Below are 1177 nucleotides of genomic sequence, written 5' to 3'. Positions count from 1 at the left end.
GCGGCCCCCGCGATCGTTTCCCCACGGCGCCGCATGCTTCAGTCATCTCCGCGTCGCGGGAATGGAATCGCGCGCCGTGCGCCCAGATCACCTCCCCCGCATGCGGGGGAGGTCGCGCGCGCAGCGCGCGGGTGGGGGCGGGGCTCTCGTCGCTTAGGTTGAGGCAAACGCGACAGTCCTCCACCGTATGGCGGGGGAGGGCGCATTGCGGGTCCGCATGCATGCGAGGTCTCTCTGCAGCGCCGCGTGCCGATCACCTCCCCCGCACCGAGGGGGAGGTCGAGCGCGCAGCGCGCGGTGGGGGGCGGGGTTGGGGGCGGGGCTCTCGTCGCTTAGGTGAGACAAACGCGACATTTCTGCGCGTCAACCCGTCGCACCTCGGTGATCGGCCTGCATCTGCTGCGTTGCAACATGACGATTCCGTAAAGGCCGCGTGACGGTGCCGTTCAGGTCCAAAAGTGACGCATTCTCAAAATTTGAGACGAAACAGATGGTTGTGGATAAAGCTTGAACAAGTCTCTGAAGAGTGACGCAAGTCATTGACCGGACAGGTGAAAAGCGCCGTACAAAGCTGTTGACAACCCGTAGACGCACTCCTAAGGTGGCGACACGTGGGGAAACCTGGGGTTTCGTGGTTTTCCGGCGCACAAGCCCGCCTAAGACGGGCGCCACGAGGTAGGACGGACGTGTTCCAAGGCGAAACCGCCATCACCATCGACGACAAGGGCCGACTGGCGATTCCCACCGCCTATCGGGATGTCGTCGCGCGTGAGTGCGACAACCGCCTGGTGCTGACCTACAACCCCTTCGACGCCGGCAGCCTCTACCTCTACCCGTACAAGGTGTGGGAAGGCGTCCGCGACAAGATCAACGCGTTGCCGCGCACCCGCTCCACCAACCGCACCCTCCAGCTCAAGCTGGTCGGCGCGGCGATGGTCGTCGAGCCCGACGGCAACGGCCGCATCGGCATCCCCGCCAGCCAACGCACGACCGTCGGCATTGAGCGCAAGGCGGTGCTGGTGGGCATGGGGGACAAGTTCGAACTCTGGAGCGAGCAGGCGCACCAGGCCCAGATCCGGCAGACGCTCAGCGACGCGGACATGGACGGTGACGACCTGGTCGGACTGCAGTTGTGACGGGCGGTGGTGCGGATGCCACGTCCGGCCACCTCCCGGTG

At 65.5% G+C, this 1177-nt stretch carries 1 protein-coding gene; it reads left to right on the top strand.

All coding sequences use genetic code 11. From position 1 onward, the window contains the following. Nucleotides 1–686: 686 nt before the first annotated feature. Nucleotides 687–1136, top strand: coding sequence for a division/cell wall cluster transcriptional repressor MraZ (locus ACOJUJ_RS01665; protein WP_346445238.1), 450 nt, complete (start codon nt 687–689; stop codon nt 1134–1136). Nucleotides 1137–1177 lie beyond the last annotated feature (41 nt).

The organism is Longimicrobium sp., from assembly GCF_048594345.1.
Taxonomy (GTDB): domain Bacteria; phylum Gemmatimonadota; class Gemmatimonadetes; order Longimicrobiales; family Longimicrobiaceae; genus Longimicrobium.
This window is presented reverse-complemented; position numbering and strand designations above follow the sequence as displayed.